The 14530-nt window shown below is 74.5% G+C and carries 12 protein-coding genes; 8 read left to right on the top strand and 4 right to left on the bottom strand.

Annotated features, from left to right (window positions below; translation table 11 throughout):
- Position 1 precedes the first annotated feature (1 nt).
- The 5 genes from ACSLIC_RS06905 to ACSLIC_RS06885 all read left to right on the top strand — a co-directional run bounded on the left by ACSLIC_RS06905 (position 2) and on the right by ACSLIC_RS06885 (position 5026).
- Entirely contained in the window at positions 2–598 is a 597-nt protein-coding gene (locus ACSLIC_RS06905) for a TetR/AcrR family transcriptional regulator (RefSeq protein ID WP_436736797.1), read from the top strand.
- A gap of 80 nt (positions 599–678) precedes the next feature.
- Positions 679–1362 carry a GntR family transcriptional regulator gene (locus tag ACSLIC_RS06900; protein ID WP_436736796.1) on the top strand — a complete coding sequence of 228 codons (684 nt, stop codon included), beginning with the start codon at positions 679–681 and terminating at the stop codon, positions 1360–1362.
- Between the two features lie 23 nt (positions 1363–1385).
- A complete protein-coding gene (locus ACSLIC_RS06895) occupies positions 1386–2393 on the top strand; it encodes a 1-aminocyclopropane-1-carboxylate deaminase (RefSeq protein ID WP_436736795.1) in 1008 nt (335 codons plus the stop codon).
- A gap of 172 nt (positions 2394–2565) precedes the next feature.
- Positions 2566–3558: an adenosine deaminase gene (locus tag ACSLIC_RS06890; RefSeq protein WP_436736794.1), complete on the top strand. Its 993-nt coding sequence runs from the start codon at positions 2566–2568 to the stop codon at positions 3556–3558.
- Positions 3559–3832: 274 nt separating this feature from the next.
- The gene (locus tag ACSLIC_RS06885; protein WP_436736793.1) at positions 3833–5026 is read left to right on the top strand and encodes a macrolide family glycosyltransferase; all 1194 of its coding nucleotides are present in this window, start codon (positions 3833–3835) and stop codon (positions 5024–5026) included.
- A 50-nt stretch (positions 5027–5076) separates the two neighbouring features.
- Here ACSLIC_RS06885 and ACSLIC_RS06880 read toward each other — a convergent pair whose 3' ends face one another.
- The gene (locus ACSLIC_RS06880; protein WP_436736792.1) at positions 5077–6048 is read right to left on the bottom strand and encodes an NAD(P)-dependent alcohol dehydrogenase; all 972 of its coding nucleotides are present in this window, start codon (positions 6046–6048) and stop codon (positions 5077–5079) included.
- A 112-nt stretch (positions 6049–6160) separates the two neighbouring features.
- Between ACSLIC_RS06880 and ACSLIC_RS06875 the strand changes: the two genes are divergently transcribed.
- Positions 6161–6826 (top strand): TetR/AcrR family transcriptional regulator, encoded by a 666-nt coding sequence (locus tag ACSLIC_RS06875; RefSeq protein ID WP_436736791.1) that lies wholly within the window; start codon positions 6161–6163, stop codon positions 6824–6826.
- A 3-nt stretch (positions 6827–6829) separates the two neighbouring features.
- Here ACSLIC_RS06875 and ACSLIC_RS06870 read toward each other — a convergent pair whose 3' ends face one another.
- Both ACSLIC_RS06870 and ACSLIC_RS06865 read right to left on the bottom strand, forming a co-directional pair.
- On the bottom strand, positions 6830–8149 hold the full coding sequence (locus ACSLIC_RS06870; protein WP_436736790.1) for an MFS transporter: 1320 nt from the start codon (positions 8147–8149) through the stop codon (positions 6830–6832).
- Positions 8150–8664: 515 nt separating this feature from the next.
- On the bottom strand, positions 8665–9999 hold the full coding sequence (locus ACSLIC_RS06865; RefSeq protein ID WP_436736789.1) for a 6-phospho-beta-glucosidase: 1335 nt from the start codon (positions 9997–9999) through the stop codon (positions 8665–8667).
- A gap of 76 nt (positions 10000–10075) precedes the next feature.
- Here ACSLIC_RS06865 and ACSLIC_RS06860 point away from each other — a divergent pair, with 76 nt between their 5' ends.
- The gene (locus ACSLIC_RS06860; protein ID WP_436736788.1) at positions 10076–11218 is read left to right on the top strand and encodes a PfkB family carbohydrate kinase; all 1143 of its coding nucleotides are present in this window, start codon (positions 10076–10078) and stop codon (positions 11216–11218) included.
- Positions 11219–11340: 122 nt separating this feature from the next.
- On the opposite strand, the gene ACSLIC_RS06855 is transcribed toward ACSLIC_RS06860, so the two are convergent.
- A complete protein-coding gene (locus ACSLIC_RS06855; RefSeq protein ID WP_436736787.1) occupies positions 11341–13134 on the bottom strand; it encodes a serine/threonine-protein kinase in 1794 nt (597 codons plus the stop codon).
- Positions 13135–13464: 330 nt separating this feature from the next.
- On the opposite strand from ACSLIC_RS06855, the gene ACSLIC_RS06850 reads away from it, so the two are divergent.
- Positions 13465–14481 carry a PhoH family protein gene (locus ACSLIC_RS06850; protein WP_436736786.1) on the top strand — a complete coding sequence of 339 codons (1017 nt, stop codon included), beginning with the start codon at positions 13465–13467 and terminating at the stop codon, positions 14479–14481.
- The last annotated feature ends 49 nt before the right edge of the window (positions 14482–14530 follow it).

The following is a 14530-nucleotide window of genomic DNA, read 5'->3' as shown; positions in this document are numbered from 1 at the left end:
GTTGCCCAGCGCGAGCGAGTCCAAGGGGGCGTCGGCCCGCAGCACACGGGCCGACGCGGTACGCAACCGGCAAGTGCTGCTCGACGCCGCCGCCGAGGTGTTCGTCGCCTCCGGTGTCGACGCGCCGATCCGGGAGATCGCCGCCCGGGCGGGCGTCGGGACGGGGACCGTCTACCGTCACTTCCCGACCCGGGCGGACCTCGTCGTCGCCGTCTACCGCCACCAGGTCGAGGCGTGCGCCGAGGCGGGCCCCGCTCTGCTCGCCACCGCCGGCTCCCCGTTCGCCGCACTCCGGCAGTGGGCCGGCCTCTTCGTCGACTTCCTGGTTACCAAGCACGGCCTCGCCCACGCCATGCGCGCGGACGGCGGCGGCTTCGACGCCCTCCACGCCTACTTCCTCGACCGCCTGGTGCCCGTCTGCGCGGAGCTCCTCGACAGCGCCGCCCGCGCCGGCCAGATCGGGTCCGGCGTGCAGGCGTACGAGCTCATGCGCGGCATCGGCAACCTCTGCGCCGGGTACGACGACGACCCCCGCTACGACCCCCGCCGCCTGGTCGAACTGCTCCTTCAGGGACTGCGGCAGCCCGAGGCGCCCTGAACCCGGCGCCTTCGGCGCGCACGGCCCGTCCCTCGCACCCCTCTTGACGGGAGGGCGAGCGGCGGCGTGCAATATATTGCATGCCGGTTCCGGAGAGTCGCGGACTCGTCAGCAGATCACTCCTGCGGGAGGAGGCGTACCGGGCCATCCGGGACGCCATCGTCGACGGCACCCTCGCCCCCGGCGAGCGCCTGCACGACGCCGCCCTCGTCGCCTGGCTGGGCGTCAGCCGCACCCCCGTCCGCGAGGCGCTGGCCCGGCTGGAGCAGGCCGGTCTGGTGCGGACCACGCCGGGGCGGCACACCCTGGTCAGCCCGCTGGACGTACGTGCGGCCCGGGACGCCCAGTCGGTCACCGCCGCCCTGCACGAACTCGTCGTCCGCCAGGCCGCCCCCTGCCTCTCCGGCGCAGAGCTGGACGCCATGCGCGAGGCCAACGCCCGCTTCGCCAGGGCCCTGCGGGAGAACGACGTGCCCGGAGCCGTCGCCGCCGACGACGCCTTCCACCGTGTGGCCGTCACCGCCGCCGCCAACACCGCCGCGCGCACCGTGCTGGACCAGTTCACCCCGGTCCTGCGCCGGGTCGAGCGGCTCCGGTTCTCCTCGCTGAGCGGCCGCGCCTCGGTCGCCCAGCACGCCCGGATCATCGAGAGGTGCGCGGCCGGTGACGCGGAGGGCGCTGCCGCCGCCACCCGCGAGAACTGGCAGACCCTCGTCCCGCTCCTCGACCGGCTCCACGACGAGAGCGACGCCGACACCCCCTGACCCCGCCCGCCCCGGAGGTACCCGTGTCCCTGGACGACTTCGACCGCCATCCGCTGCTCTTCGGCCCGAGCCCCATCCACCCGCTCGACCGGCTCACCGCGCACCTCGGCGGCGCCCGCGTCTGGGCCAAGCGGGAGGACGTCAACAGCCCGCTGGCCTTCGGCGGCAACAAGACCCGCAAGCTCGAATACCTGATACCGGACGCGCTGAAGCGGGGCGCGGACACTCTCGTCACCATCGGCGGCGTGCAGTCCAACCACACCCGCCAGGTCGCCGCCGTCGCCGCCAGGCTCGGCCTCAAGGCGGTCCTCGTCCAGGAGAGCTGGGTCGACTGGCCCGACCCGGTCAACGACAAGGTCGGCAACATCCTGCTCTCCCGCCTGATGGGCGCCGACGTCCGCCTGGTCGAGGCCGGGTTCGGCATCGGCTTCAAGGAGAGCTGGAACCAGGCGCTGGAGGACGTCCGCCGGGCCGGCGGCACCCCGTACGCCATCCCGGCCGGCGCCTCCGACCACCCGCTCGGCGGGCTCGGGTTCGCCCGCTGGGCCGAGGAGGTGCGCGAGCAGGAACGGCAGCTCGGCGTCTTCTTCGACACCGTGGTGGTCTGCGGGGTCACCGGCTCCACCCACGCCGGGATGATCGCCGGGTTCGCCGGGCAGGACCGGCCCCGCCGCGTGCTCGGCGTCGACGCCTCCGCGAAGCCCGCCGAGACCCGCGCCCAGATCGAGAAGATCGCCCGCGACACCGCCGCCCGCATCGGCCTCGGCCGCGACCTGCGCGACGAGGAGATCACCCTCCTCGAAGGCTGGGCGGGGGAGCGGTACGGCATCCCCGACCGTTCCACGCTCGACGCCATCCGGCTCACCGGCAGCCTGGAGGGCGTCATCCTCGACCCGGTCTACGAGGGCAAGTCGATGGCGGCCCTCATCGACCTGGTCCGCGACGGCGACATCCCGAAGGACGCCAACGTCCTCTACGCCCACCTCGGCGGGCAGCCCGCCCTCAACGCCTACAGTGGCGCCTTCGCCTGACCACCCGCCAGGACCCGGCCGGGGGCAGATCCGGCACAGGACGTACGGACACCGAAACGGTCAGAGGCCCCCTTTCGCCCACCGCGCCCTGCGGGACCGTACGCTTCCCTGCATGGCGCGGCCCGCGACCCGGGCCCGCCCGAACCACCCGCACCAGCCGAGAGAGCCCCCCATGCCCCTGCCCAAGGCCGAACTCCATCTCCACATCGAAGGCACCCTCGAACCGGAACTCGCCTTCGAACTGGCCGCGCGGAACGGCGTGACGCTGCCCTACGCCTCCACCGAGGAACTGCGCCGGGCGTACCTCTTCACCGATCTGCAGTCCTTCCTCGACCTCTACTACGGCCTGATGGCGGTCCTGCGCACCGAGCAGGACTTCGCCGACCTCGCCGACGCCTACCTCGCCCGCGCCGCCGGACAGGGCGTGCGGCACGCGGAGATCTTCTTCGACCCGCAGGCGCACATGGCCCGGGGCGTGTCGATGGAGACGGTGGTCGGCGGGCTGAGCCGGGCACTCGCCACCAGCGAGGAGCGGTTCGGCATCTCCACGCTGCTGATCATGTGCTTCCTGCGCGACCAGAGCGCCGAGTCGGCCCTGGAGACGCTGAAGGCCGCCGAGCCCTACCTCGACCGGATCACCGGCGTCGGCCTGGACTCCGCCGAGGTCGGCCACCCGCCGGCCAAGTTCCGCGAGGTGTACGAGGAGGCCGGGCGGCTCGGCCTGCGCAAGGTGGCGCACGCGGGTGAGGAGGGCCCGCCCGCGTACATCACCGAGGCGCTGGACGTGCTGGGGGCGGAGCGGATCGACCACGGGCTGACCGCCATGCAGGACCCGGCCGTCGTGGAGCGGCTGGTCCGCGACCAGATCCCGCTGACGCTCTGCCCGCTCTCCAACGTCCGGCTGCGCGCCATCGACATCCTGGAGGAGCACCCGCTGCGCCAGATGATGGCCGCCGGGCTGCTCTGCACGGTCAACTCCGACGACCCCTCCTACTTCGGCGGTTACGTCGGCGACACCTTCCACGCCGTGCAGGAGGCGCTGGGCCTGGACCACGAGGCCCTGCGGACCCTGGCCCGCAACTCCTTCCAGGCGTCCTTCCTGGAGGACGACGAGGAGCGCCGCGCCCGCTACCTCGCCGAGGTGGAGGCTTACACCTTCGACTGAGGCGGGCGGAGCCCGGCCCGCCGACTCCCGGTGAAAACCGGTTGCCGGTGGCCGCACCGCCGGGCTACGTTGCCGCCATGAGTTCCTTCCTGCAGATCTACGGCTGACGGCCCCTCCGGTCCGGGGCGCGGCGCGAGCCCCCCGGACCACCGCCGCGACCGCGCCCGCCCCCACCGGGGCCGGGGCGCGGTCCGGCGACGCCGTCATCCGTGACCACCGCCGCGGCGGGCCGCCCCTCGGGCGGCACCCCGTGGCCTCGCAGGAAGAGTTCCCCATGCGACGCACCACACATCCGCGCGCCCACATCGCCATGGTCGGCACGCCGATGGTCAGTCACCTCCTCCCCAGCCTGGAGATCATCCGGGAACTGGTCGCCCGCGGCCACCGGCTCACCTACGCCGTCGACCCGGCCGTCGCCGACCTGATCGAGCCGACCGGTGCCGAACTGGTCCCGGTCCCCTCCACCCTCCCGTTCGCCGACAACGTCTGGCCCGAGGACGGCGTCGAGGCGATGCGCCTCTTCGTCGCCGACGCCGCCCAGGCCCTCCCGCGCCTGCGCGCCTTCTACGACGCCGACCCGGCCGACCTCTACCTGTACGACATCGGCGGCTACGCGGCCCGCGCCCTCGCCGAGTCCCAGTCCCGCCCCTACGTCCAGCTCTCCCCGACGTACGTGGCGTGGCAGGGGTACGAGGAGACCGTCGGCGCCGCCGTCCGCGCCCTGCCCGGCTACGAGGTGTACGCCCGCGAGGGCAACGCCTGGCTCGCCACGAGCGGTGCGACCAGCCGCGACTTCGAGGAGTTCGCGGGGCTGCCCGGCCGTGCGGTGGCGACCATTCCGCGCGCCATGCAGCCCTTCGCCGACCAGGTCGACCCGGAGGTCGCCTCCTTCGTCGGGCCCTGCTTCACCGACCGCGCGGACCAGGGCACCTGGCACCGCCCGGCCGGGGCCGAGAAGGTCGTCCTGGTCTCGCTCGGCTCCTCCTACACCCAGCAGCCCGACTTCTACCGGGCGTGCGTCGCGGCGTTCGGCGGTGACGCCCTGCCGGGCTGGCACACCGTGCTCCAGATCGGCAAGCACACCGATCCGGCGGTGCTCGGGCCGCTCCCGGACGACGTGGAGGTGCACCGCTGGGTGCCGCAGCTCTCCGTCCTGGCGCAGGCGGACGCCTTCGTCACCCACGCCGGAATGGGCAGCTCCAGCGAGGGGCTGTACTTCGGGCTGCCGATGATCGCGGTGCCGCAGGGCGCCGAGCAGTTCGCCAACGCCGACCAGCTGGCCGCCCTCGGGGTGGCCCGGCGGATCGACACGGCCGACGCCACCCCCGAGGCGCTCCGCTCCGCGCTGGGCGCGCTCACCACCGACCCGGAGGTCGCCGCCCGCTCCGCGAAGCTGCGCGCGGACCTGCGGGCCGAGGGCGGCACGGCCCGCGCGGCGGATCTGCTGGAAGCCGAACTCCCTGGCTGACAGCCGGAGTTCCGGGCCGCCTCCAGGTCCCGCGCGGGACCTGGCGGCGGTCAGGCCGCCTCCTCCTCCGCGACCTGGATCACGTGCTTGCCGCGTACCCCGCCGGACTCCAGAGCGCGGTGGGCGCCGGCCAGTTCGGCGAGCGGGCGCACCGTGTCGACCACCGGGCGCAGGGCGCCGCTGTCCACGTACCCGGTGAGTTCGTCGAGGAGGGCGGTGCGGGGGTTGCCGCTGAAGAAGCGGACGCGGCCCTTGCCGTGGACGGTGGAGGCGAGGAGGTAGCCGAGGCTCGACGCGATGTGGTCGAGGTCGAAGCTGATCGCGACCATCCGCCCGCCCGGCGCCAGCCGGCGCCGCCAGAGGCGGTGGTCGGTCCCGGCGGTGTCCATGATGACGTCGAAGGGGCCGAGCTCGCCGGGCCCGTACTCGGTGTAGCTGTACGCCTCGTCGCCGCCCAGTTCCTTCACGAAGTCCAGCAGGCGGGGACCGGCCACCGCCGTGACATGGGCGCCCAGCGCCTTGCCGAGCTGGACGGCGACGCTGCCGACGCCGCCCGCCGCGCCGCGCACCAGCAGCCGTTCGCCGGGGCGCAGGCCCGCGTGGTCCTTCAGCGCGGTCAGGCCGGTCGCGCCGCCGGCGAGCAGCGAGGCGGCCTCGGTGAGGCCGACCGTCCGGGGGGCCCGCGCGATCCGGTCGGGGCGGACCGCGACGTACTCGGCGGCGCTGCCCATGGTCCGGCCCAGCGCGCCCCACACCCGGTCGCCGACGGCCGGACCGCGAACCCCCGGAGGGACCTCCGCCACCACGCCGGTGAAGTCGATGCCGGTGCGCTGCGGGAAGCGGCGGCCGGTCACCAGCCGGACCCGGCCCGCGCGCCCGGCCAGCTCACCGCCGTTGACGCTGATGGCGTGCACCCTGACCAGCACCTCGCCGGGCTTCGGTACGGGGACGGGAAGGCGCCCCTCGTAGAGGACCTCGGGCGGTCCGTAGCGGTCGAAGAGGGCGGCTCGCATCGTGGTCATGGCGGGTCCTTGAGAGGGAGGAGGGAGCGGAGTGGGGACCCTTTGCCGGGCCCGTCCTCCACGCTAACCGGCTGAACGGAGGAGCCCTTCCACTTGGCCTAAAGTGAGAGACATGCCTGCTCAGCCCTCTCGGAACAGCCCCGCCGACAGCCTGCGCGCCGACGCCCGCCACAACCGGGCCCGCATCCTGGAGGCGGCCCGCGCCGCCTACGCCGCCCACGGCCTCGACGTCCCCGTCACCGCCATCGCGCGGCGCGCAGGCGTCGGCGTCGCCACGCTCTACCGGCGCTTCCCGACCCGGGACGCGCTGGTCGCCGAGGCGTTCACCGAGCAGTTCCAGGCGTGCGCGGCCGTCCTCGACGAGGCGCTGGCCGACCCCGACCCGTGGCGCGGGTTCCGCTCGCTGGTGGAGAAGGTCTGCGCCATGCAGGCCCGCGACCGGGGTTTCACCGCCGCCCTCCTCTCCCGTTTCCCCGACCTGCTCGACCCCGAGGGCGAGCGGGAGAGGGCCGAGGGGAAGCTCGTCCTGCTGGTGCGGCGCGCTCAGGAGGCCGGGGCGCTGCGCCCCGACTTCGACGCCAGTGACGTGGTCCTGGTGCTCCTCGCCAACAACGGCCTGGCCGGCGCCGACGAGGCCGCCTCGCTGGCCGCCTCCCGCCGCCTGACCGCGTACCTCCTGGAGTCCTTCCGCGCCGCGCCGCCGACGGACGGCGGACGCCGGGCCGCGCTGCCGCCCCCGGCCCCGCTGGAGTTGCGGCAGCTCCACGAGGGGCCGTGAGCGTCAGCCGCCGTCGCCGGAAGCTCCGGCCGAGCCCGGCCCGGTGCCGGGTCCCGCGGTGCTCAGGGCACGCCGGGTCAGGTGGCGGCCGGTGACGGGGAGCGGGGCGAGCGGCTGTTCGGGGGCGCCGAGCGGGGGGACCGCAGGTGCCGGCGCGCCGGTGGCGGCGAGGCCGCCGCGGCGCACCGCGCCGAAGGGCAGCCGGCGTGCCGTGGTGTGGACGGCGACCAGGGTGAGCGGCGCCGCGAGCAGTACCAGCGTCGCGCCGAGCACCAGTCCCATCACGGGGTACCCGGCGTGCTCCGACAGGAGCGAACCGGCGAGCGGGCCGAAGGCCACGCCCAGCGCGGAGGCCGAGCCGACCATCACCGCCCACCGGCCGCGCGGGTCGAGGTGGGCGCCCAGGCCGATCAGGTAGGAGAGGACGGCGGGGTAGAGGGTGTTCCAGGCGATCTCCCCGGCGGCGAAGGCGGCGGGCCCGGCGGCGCGGGCGCTGGCCGCGATGCACCCGGCGATCAGCACGGTGCCGACGCCGATCGGCGCGGCCCGGCCGAACCGGGAGCCCAGCGCGCTCGCGCCGAGGATGCCGAGCAGCCCGGCGCCGAGGGCCGCCGCGAAGACCGCGCCGACCGCGGCCTCGCTCAGCCCCGCCTGATCGGTGCCGATCCTGCCGCTCACACCCCACAGGGCGTTCTGGCAGAGCGCCCACAGGACGATCGCCCCGGCCAGCACACCGCCCGAACGCCGGTACGGCAGCGGGGAGCCGGCGGTGACGGCCGAGGGGTCACGGCCCTCGGGCAGGCGGCCGGTGGCGGGCCAGACGAGTAGGGCGGCGGCGGCCACCGCCGCCAGCGGCAGGCCGTGGCCGCCGCCGAGCGCCGGCAGCGTCAGGTAGAGCGCGCCCGCGGTGGCGGAGACGGCGAGCAGCCCGAGGGTGGAGGCGCGGTGCGGGTCGCGCCAGGTGGCGATCCGGCCGGCTGCCACGGTCATGGTGGTGCCCGAGCCGAGTCCGCCGACGGCGGCCCCGGCCACCACCAGCGGTAGCGCGGTGGTCGCGGCGGCGGTGCCGTACCCGGCGGCCATCAGCAGGAGTCCCACGCGCGAGACGCGCCGCGCGCCGAGCCGCTCCACCCGCGAGGCGAGAAGGAAACCGGCCGACGCGGAGCAGAGCAGCAGGACGCTGCCGAGGACTCCGGCCTGGGGGGTGGTGAGTGGGAGGTGGTCGTCGAGCCGTCCGACCAGGGTCGGCAGCAGGTACGAGGCGAGGTAGCCGGCGGTGAACAGGGCGACGAGGGGCCAGGCGGCACGGTGGCGCGAGGACACAGGCGTTCCTTGAAGAAGGCATGCCGAAGAGGCATGCAGGAAGCGAGAGAGAGGGGAGGGCCGCTTCCGTTCCGACCACGAGCGGGGGGAAGCGCGGGGCCATGTGTATCAAGTGCTCGGAGACGTCGGACAGTCGACCCGCAGTGAGGGCAGGCACATCATGTTTGCATTCCGCTTACCCGGGTATCCCCTGCCGAACTCCCAGTTCAGGGGGGCGTGTTGAGGTTCCGCTTAGCGTTGGGGGAGGGGGGTGTGCACGAAACGGGCCGAGGCGCGTCCACGCGCCCCGGCCCGTCGTCTGACGCTCCGCCAGACCGAAGCACCCCGGCGCGCGCCTCTTCGCGCCGATTACGCCCTCCATCCGTGCGGGCACACCTCAGGGAGCGGCTGCCCGCCGCTCGGAACTCCGCCTGTGGTGTGCCACCTGGCCGAGCGTGCCACCGCTCGCCGCGCAGCGCCCCGGGCGTGCGCCCGTCAGTGAGCCGCGCCCTGCCCGCACCGCCCCTACGCCCCGGTCACGCCCCCGCGCGCGCCAGGACGCGTTCCGCCGCCGCCACGGAGTCGACCAGCGGATGCAGCGCCACCGCGCGCAGCGCCGCCTCACGGTCCCTGAAGAGCGCCGCCTCGATCGTGGCCCGCTCCACCGCCTTGAGCTGGAGCACCAGCCCCAGTTCGGCCGCGCCCAGCGGTACCGGCGACACCGCCGGCCGCACCCCGGAGCCGTCCACCTCGCACACGGTCTCGACCACCGCGTCCGCCGGCAGCGCGGGGAGCACCAGCGGGGCGCCGGGCCCGCCCGAGGAGTTCCGCACGTTGAGGATCAGCCGGGCCGGCCGGTCCCGGGCCAGCGCCCGCATCAGGGCCAGCGCCACCTGGTCGTAGCCGCCGCCGTCCAGGTCGCAGGTGTCCCGCTCCCAGCCCCCGGAGGCGGCCCGGCTCTCCGCCATGTAGGTCTCCTCGCGCTCCAGGCGGGTCCGCTCCCACAGGGCGAAGGCCCGCTCCGGCCGCCGGTGCGCCTCGGCGAAGAAGGCGGACTGCTGCGCGTCGAGGAAGGCGCCCCGGGTCCGGTCGGCCGCCCGGACCGCCGCCAGGGCCTCGCGGCGGAAGTAGTAGTAGTGCAGGTACTCGTTGGGCAGCGCGCCCAGTGCCCGCAGCCAGGTCGCCCCGAAGAGGCGGCCCTCCTCGAACGAGCCGAGCGCCGCCTCGTCGGCGAGCAGCCCCGGCAGCAGGTCGCGGCCGTCCGGGCCGGTGAGGGAGCGCAGCCACCCCAGGTGGTTGAGGCCCACGTAGTCGTAGCCGACCGTGTCCGGGTCGGCGCCCGCCGCCCGGGCGGCCCGGCGGACCAGGCCCACCGGCGAGTCGCAGATGCCGATCACCCGGGAGCCGAGCACGGAGGCCATCGCCTCGGTGACCGTCCCGGCCGGGTTGGTGAAGTTGATGACCCAGGCGTCCGGGGCGAGTTCGGCGATCCGCTCGGCGATCCGGAGCGCCACCGGGACGGTGCGCAGCCCGTACAGCACGCCGCCCGCGCCCACCGTCTCCTGGCCGAGCAGTCCCTCGGCGAGCGGGATGTGCTCGTCGGCGACGCGGCCCGCGGTGCCGCCGACCCGGATCGCGGAGAAGACGAAGTCGGCGCCGCGCACCGCCTCGTCGAGACTCCCGGCGACCACCACCCGCGGCAGTCCGCCGCCGTCCGCCGGGCGCGGCAGCCCGTCGAGGACCGAGCGCATCACGCCGACCCGCAGCGGATCGGTGTCGTACAGCGTGAGAGTGGAGACCTCGCTCCCCGCCAGCGCCCGGTACACCAGCGGGACGCGGAAGCCGCCGCCCCCGAGAATCGTCAGCCTCATGGGGCGGAACGTACCGCATGGAACCGGTACGCGGTCGGGCAGACTGTCCAGATCCGCACCACTCAGGGAGTCCGCCGTGAGCCTGGCCGAAGGAGACCGCACGCCGCACCACACCGCCGGCGTGGACCCACTGGCGGGGCTGCGCCGCCCCGGTGACCCACCGGTGGACGTCTATCTGACGGGCACGGTCTTCCTCGACATCATCTTCACCGGGCTCGACTCGGCCCCGGTGCGCGGCACCGAGTCCTGGGCGCGCGGCATGGGCTCCAGCCCCGGCGGCGTCGCCAACATGGCCACCGCCCTCGCCCGCCTGGGCCTGCGCACCTCACTGGCGGCGGCCTTCGGCGACGACCACTACGGCGAGTACTGCCGGGACGCGCTGGAGAGCGGCGAGTCCATCGACCTCACCGGCTCCCGCCGCGTCGGCGGCTGGCACTCCCCGGTGACGGTCTCGATGGCCTACGAGGACGAGCGCACCATGGTCTCGCACGGCCACGAGGCCCCCGTCGACCTGGCCCCCGCCCCCGCCCACCCGCCGCGCGCCCGCGCCGCCGTCGCCGCCCTCGCGCCCGGCGTGCGCGCCCCCTGGATCGCCGAGGCGGCCCGCGCCGGCACGCGCGTCTTCGGCGACGTCGGCTGGGACGAGACCGGCGCCTGGGACCTGGACGCCCTGCCCGACCTGGAGCACTGCGAGGCGTTCCTGCCCAACGCCGCCGAAGCGATGCGCTACACCCGCACCGACTGCCCCCGGGCGGCGGCGCGCGCACTGGCCGACCGGGTGCCGCTGGCCGTGGTCACCCTCGGCTCGAAGGGGGCGTACGCCGTCGACGGGCGGACCGGGGAGACCGCCGACGTGCCCGCCATCGCGGTCGACGCGCTCGACCCGACCGGCGCGGGGGACGTCTTCGTCGCCGGGTTCGTCACCGGGACCCTGGCCGGGTGGCCACTGGCCGACCGGCTCGCCTTCGCGGGGCTGACGGCGGCGCTCTCGGTGCAGGAGTTCGGCGGCTCCCTCTCCGCGCCGGGGTGGACGGAGGTGGCCGCCTGGTGGCGGCGGGTGCGCGCCTACACCCACACCTCGGCGCGCTCCGCCCACGGCCACGACCCGCAGGCGCTCAGACGGTACGCCTTCCTGGAGGACCTGGTCCCCGAGGTCCCGACCACGGCCTGGCCGCTGCGGCGGGCGGTGCCGACCATCGGCTTCGGGAACTCCGCCTGACGGCGCGCCGCCCGGCCGGGTGAAGCCGTGCGCGGGGTCGGGCTGTTCGCTGGGCGGGCGCCCTTTGGCCGTGCGGGGCGGAGAGGTCCTCGAACGCCGGCCGGGCTGGTCGCGGCCGTGGGTCAGAGGGCTGTCCAGCGCTGGGACGCCGCTCCTGAACACTGGCCCGTCGCGACGCGGTTGCCGTATCCCGTACCGAGGCAGCCGCCGGTTCCGACGCTGACGAGGGTGCCGCCCGAGCCGGTGCGCCAGCGGCGGCTCTCGTCCTGGTTGCAGGAGAGGAGCAGGATGCCCCCGGCGCCGGAGGAGAGGCAGGATCTTCCCGAGTCGTGGACGATCTCGAAGGACCCGTCGGAGAGCGGCCGGAAGGACCAGACCGCGCCGGAACCGTCGCAGTCACCGGTGCTGGGAGGGCCGTTGAACGGGGCGGCGAGGCACTTGCCGTTCTCGCCGTTGCGGTAGCGGTGAGCGCCGGAGGGCGTCGTGGCCCCTTCGTCGGAGTCCTCGGTGGGGCCGGCCCCACCACCGCCGCCGGAAGAGCCGGACCCGCCGGACCCGCCGGACCCGTCCCCCTTGCTCCCGTCGCCCGGGGCGGGGGCCGTGTCCGTGTCCCCCGATGTGCCGCCCTTCCCGGCGCCCTCGTCCCCGTCCTCGCCCTTGTCCCCGTCCTCGCCCTTGTCCCTGTCCTCGTCCTTCGTCCTGCCCTTCGGTGACTTCGACGGCGAGGCCGAGCCGGTCGGGGTCGCGCCCGGCGAGCCCGTGGGTACGGCCGGGGCCGAGGCGGTGACGGAGGGGGCGGCGGTCGCGGGGGAGTCCGCGCCGAAGGTGTGGGGCAGCAACTGGACGGCGAGCGTCGCTCCGCCCGCGACGACGACGGGGACGACGGCGAGGAACACGCGGTTCCGGCGCCGGCGCTCGCCGGCGGGCTTCGGGCGCGGCTTTCCGCGCAGATCGAGGGTCTCCACGGAGACGGGCGGCGGAGGATCGATCTCCTGGACGTCCGCCGCGAAGGCGGCCTTCTGCGCGAGGTCGGCCCGGAAGGACGCAGGCCACAGGGGAGCCGTGAACGGCCCGTGCTCCGTGGCGCGCCGGACCAGCTCGGCGGCGGTGGGACGGGCCTCGGGGTCCTTGGCGAGACAGGCGGCGACGAGGTCGGCGAGGGCGGGGTCCAGCTCCCGTACCGCCTCCAGGTCGGGCTCCTCGTGCACGATGCGGTACAGCACGGCCGGGCCGGACTCCTCGCCGAAGGGCGGGGTGCCGCAGGCCGCGTACGCGAGGACCGACCCCAGCGCGAACACGTCGACGGCGCCGGTCAGGTCGCGCCTCGTCGTGGCCTGTTCGGGGGCCATGTACGCCGGGGTGCCGACCACCATGCCGCTTCTGGTCAGCTGGCTCTGCTCGGTGGCCCGGGCCACGCCGAAGTCGATGACCGTCGCACCCTCCACCGTCAGCATGACGTTGGACGGCTTGAGGTCCCGGTGCACCATGCCGAGGTCGTGCACCGGGACCAGCCCCCTGGCCGCCTCACGCAGCAGCAGCCACACCGCCTGGGCGGGCAGCGGGCCCCGGTGCAGCCGGACGGCGTCGCTCAGGGTGAGTCCGGGTACGTAGGCGGTGGCGAGCCACGGGGGCCGCGCGTCACGGTCGCTGGCGATCAGCGGGGCGGTGGCCTCGGCGGGCAGCCGGGAGAGGTTGTCCAGCTCGTGCCCGAACCGGCGGACGAAGTCCTGGTCCTCGCCCGCGATCGACGGCAGCACCTGCTTGACGGCGACGTACCGTCCCTCGTGGACACCGAGGAACACCCGCCCCATCCCGCCGGTGCCGAGCCGCCCCGCGAGCGGAATCCCGCCGATCCACGCCGGGTCGTCCGGTCCCAGCGGCTTGGCCCCGCTGCCGGTCAGGTCCAACTCGCCCACTTCGTCTCCCCCGTGGCGCTCCCTTGCGGTCCGGGGGCAGTCTGGCCAGCGGGTACCGCCAGGGGAAGCACCTTCTGGAAAATCACTCCAGAAATTCACGCGAAAGTGCCCGTCCCACGACCACGGAACCGGCGGCTCCACGAGCCCCGAGCGGCCGACCTGCTCCCGGAGTCCGGCGCCGCGAGGGGCGCCGTGGCCCGGCGGGCGCCGGCGGCATGTCGAAAAGGTCTTCGGGTGGGATGGGGCGGGGACGTACGCTGGAGGCGTAGGCGGGCCGTCGGAGGGCGGCTTCCCCGAGCGAGGAGGATGAGCAGGCTGACAGGCCGGCCCATGACGCAGACACCGACAGGACCGAGCCCCGCGCGGGGGCAGGCACGCGCCCAGTTCACCGTTCCGGCGAAGCACCCGATGGTGACCGTGCTGGGTTCCGAGGACGCGCTGCTGCGCGTGATCGAGAAGGCATTCCCGGCGGCCGACATCCACGTCCGGGGCAATGAGATCAGCGCGACCGGCGACCCGGCGGAGGTCGCCCTGGTCCAGCGGCTGTTCGACGAGATGATGCTGGTGCTCCGCACCGGTCAGCCGATGACGGAGGACGCAGTGGAACGCTCGATCGCCATGCTGAGGGCGAGCGAGGAGGGTACGGGCTCCGAGGAGACCCCGGCCGAGGTACTGACCCAGAACATCCTCTCCTCACGTGGCCGCACCATCCGCCCGAAGACGCTCAACCAGAAGCGGTACGTCGACGCGATCGACAAGCACACGGTGGTCTTCGGCATCGGCCCGGCCGGTACCGGCAAGACCTACCTGGCGATGGCCAAGGCCGTACAGGCGCTCCAGTCGAAGCAGGTCAACCGGATCATCCTGACCCGGCCGGCCGTCGAGGCGGGGGAGCGGCTGGGCTTCCTGCCCGGCACGCTGTACGAGAAGATCGACCCCTACCTGCGCCCCCTCTACGACGCCCTGCACGACATGCTCGACCCCGACTCCATCCCCCGCCTCATGGCGGCCGGAACCATCGAGGTCGCCCCGCTGGCGTACATGCGCGGACGGACGCTGAACGACGCGTTCATCATTCTCGACGAGGCGCAGAACACCAACCCGGAACAGATGAAGATGTTCCTCACCCGGCTGGGGTTCGACTCGAAGATCGTCATCACCGGTGACGTCACCCAGGTGGACCTGCCGACCGGTACCAAGAGCGGTCTGCGCCAGGTCCAGGACATCCTGGAAGGCGTGGACGACGTCCATTTCTCCCGCCTCACCTCCCAGGACGTCGTCCGGCACAAGCTGGTCGGCCGTATCGTCGAGGCGTACGAGAAGTACGACACCCGAGACGGCCGCTGAGGCGGCCTCCGCCGTCCGCGCCGTCGGGCACGCCCAGCAGGAGTACAGC

This window comes from Streptomyces sp. BBFR102 (assembly GCF_051397025.1).
Classification (GTDB): Bacteria; Actinomycetota; Actinomycetes; order Streptomycetales; family Streptomycetaceae; genus Streptomyces.
Note: the sequence above shows the minus strand (reverse complement) of the source record. Positions and strands in the feature narration are given on the sequence as shown.